Source organism: Clostridium sp., from assembly GCF_040797585.1.
GTDB lineage: Bacteria > Bacillota > Clostridia > Clostridiales > Clostridiaceae > Clostridium_Z.
This window is the reverse complement of the sequence record NZ_JBFNEO010000270.1, coordinates 1-3,089: the sequence shown is the minus strand read 5'-3', so window position 1 is coordinate 3,089 and position 3,089 is coordinate 1. Positions and strand designations below refer to the sequence as shown.

Annotated in this window: 3 protein-coding genes; all 3 read right to left on the bottom strand. The window is 32.5% G+C overall.

The window, feature by feature from the left end:
• Positions 1-95: 95 nt before the first annotated feature.
• A complete protein-coding gene (locus tag AB2369_RS12595) occupies positions 96-533 on the bottom strand; it encodes an ACT domain-containing protein (protein WP_367666823.1) in 438 nt (145 codons plus the stop codon).
• A 126-nt stretch (positions 534-659) separates the two neighbouring features.
• Positions 660-1,616, bottom strand: a complete 957-nt coding sequence (locus tag AB2369_RS12590) for an L-threonine 3-dehydrogenase (RefSeq protein WP_367666822.1) — start codon at positions 1,614-1,616, stop codon at positions 660-662.
• 178 nt (positions 1,617-1,794) lie between these two features.
• A complete protein-coding gene (locus tag AB2369_RS12585; protein ID WP_367666821.1) occupies positions 1,795-2,988 on the bottom strand; it encodes a glycine C-acetyltransferase in 1,194 nt (397 codons plus the stop codon).
• Between the last annotated feature and the right edge of the window lie 101 nt (positions 2,989-3,089).

The window sequence follows — 3,089 nt, the reverse complement described above, 5'->3', positions numbered from 1 at the left end:
TTAAGAAATCTAACCACAATATGTTGTCTTAGAATTTAAAAATCTAATACAATATCCTGTAGTTCTTATTCTCTGTGCCACAGACCTTTTTAGATTTACTCAATTGCAATAAGTCTTACCTTTATTATACTGTCCATTTCCTCTACACTACTTATTAGGTCTTTTATATCCATGTCCATTTTAGATATATCAAAAGTTATGGTAACATTAGCTGCATTATTTAATGGAATATCCTGACTTATGGTTAATATATTCCCCTTAAAGTCTGCAATTTTATCTAATACCTTAGAAAGTACTCCTTCTCTATGGCTAAGTAACAATCCTATAGTGGCCTTTTGTCCTTTTAGTCCTTCTGAGACCATAAAAACATTATCCTTGTACTTATAAAATGTACTTCTACTGATTCCTACTTTTTTTACCCCCTCTGATATATCCTTTACTTTTCCAGTATAAATTAATTCTTTTACTTCTATAACTTTTTCAAAAACCTCTGGTAAAACCTTGCTGTTAACTATTAAAAATTTTTCTCCCATTTTATCACCTTTTCTATGGTAACATAAACTGCCTTAACTGAAAATAAGCAAAGAGAATTATTTAAATTTATCCCATGTATACTTCCTCTAATACTCCCACTGAAGCTAAGAATCACTTGATAATAACTATATTATATTTAGTTTATTTCTTAGCTTTAATAACATATCTTCAGTCATAGATGATAAGTCGTATTTAGCCTTGAATCCCCATTCTTCCTTAGCACAAGTATCATCAATAGAATCCGGCCATGAATCTGCTATTCCTTGTCTTATAGGATCCACATCATAGGTCATTTCAAAACCCTTTATATGCTTCTTTATTTCTGCTGCTATTTGTGAAGGTTCAAAACTCATTGCTGTTATATTAAATGAATTTCTATGAATTAACTTACTTGGATCTGCCTCCATAAGATTTACAATGGCATTTAAAGCATCTTCCATATACATCATATCCATATAGGTTCCTTCTTTTATATAACAGTTATACGTGCCTTCTTGTAGAGCCTTATAGTATATATCAACTGCATAGTCAGTAGTTCCACCACCTGGCTCTGCTACATAGGATATAAGTCCTGGGAATCTAACTCCTCTTGTATCTACTCCAAATTTTTTATAATAATAATCACATAAAAGCTCTCCTGAAACCTTTGTAACTCCGTACATTGTAGCAGGTCTTTGAATAGTGTCTTGAGGTGTCTTTATTTTTGGGGTACTTGGTCCAAAAGCTCCTATAGAACTAGGTGTAAAGAAAGAACAATTATTCTCTCTTGCTACCTCTAAAGCATTAAATAACCCCCCCATATTTATCTCCCAAGCAAGAGTTGGTTTCGCTTCAGCAACTGCAGAAAGTAAAGCTGCTAAATGAATTATACTATCACAATTATGCTTTTTAACTATTTCTGCCATGGCCTTTCCATCTAAAACATCTAATACTTCGAAAGGTCCTCCCTCTATTACATTAGAGTTTTCTATTCTTCTTATATCTGTCGCTATTACGTTATCATTTCCATATATATTTCTTAAGTGTGGTACAAGTTCAGATCCTATTTGTCCAAGACATCCCGTTAATAATATTTTTTTCATCTCATCGCCTCCGTAACTATTTATATAAATTATAGATATATTATTCTACCCCGTGGTTTACCCCTAATATTTTCATTTCTAAATTAAAGTTAGGAGGTCATACCCCCATCTATAAGTTTTTTATATTAAGATAAGGAGATTCCTTACATCTTTTGTAACTTCTATATTAATCTAAAGTCTATTTAATAACGCCTAATTCCTTACCTACCTTTTCATATATAACTAATGCCTTATCAAGCATTTCTTTACTATGTGCTGCTGTTGGCATATTTCTAACTCTTCCTGTACCAAGTGGTACTGTTGGGAATACTATCGACTTAGCATAAACTCCTTCTTCATATAATCTTCTGCTAAACTCTTGTGTTAGCTTTTCATCTCCTATGATACATGGAGTTATTGGAGTTTCACTATGACCTATATTAAATCCTAAGTTCTTTAGTCTCTCCTTAAGATATCTTCCGTTCTCCCATACTCTTTCAACAAATTCCTTATTATTCATCATTATATCTATAGACTCTATACAAGCAGCCGCAGCCCCTGGAGTTAAAGATGTTGAGAATAAGAATGGTCTTGCGCGAACTTTAAGCCAATCTATAAGATCACTAGATCCAGCCACATATCCTCCAACTACTCCTATAGCTTTTGAAAGAGTACCCATTTGAAGATCTACCTTTTGGGATAATCCAAAATGCTTAACGGTACCTGCTCCTTCTCCCATAACACCTGACCCATGAGCATCATCTATATAAGTTATTAAATCAAGTTCCTCTGCAACTTCAACAAGCTTTGGAAGATTAACAACATCTCCATCCATGGAGAATACTCCATCACTTATTACCATTACCTTTTCATAAAGTCCACTTTCTTTAGCTTCTTTTCCTTTGGCTCTTAGATCTTCCATGTCGTTATGCTTATATCTAATTACCTTTGCTCCTGATAATCTACATCCATCTATTATAGAAGCATGATTTAATTCATCAGAAAGTATCGCATCTTTCTTAGTCATAATGGCTTGTATAGCTCCCATATTACAGTTAAATCCTGATTGGAATGCTATAGCCGCTTCTGTATGTTTAAATTCTGCTATTTTCTTTTCTAAATCTCTATGGATACTTAAAGTTCCATTTATAGTTCTAACCGCTCCTGCACCTACTCCAAATTTATTAGTAGCTTCAATTGATTTATTTATTATATTTTTATTAGTAGCAAAACCTAGGTAGTTATTAGAAGATAAATTTATTAGTTTTTTGCCCTCAATTTCAATTACAGGACCATTAGCTCCTTCTAATACATTAATTTCATTGTATAAACCTTTGGATTTTAAGTCTTCTAAATTTTCCTTAAGAAATTTATCTAACGCCTTACTTCCCATGTTTATCCCTCCTCAAAATATACTTGTATGCATATAACATACATATAATAATAATTGTCTTTACATTAATTATATCAAAGTCCTCTTATAGTTGCTAAGGT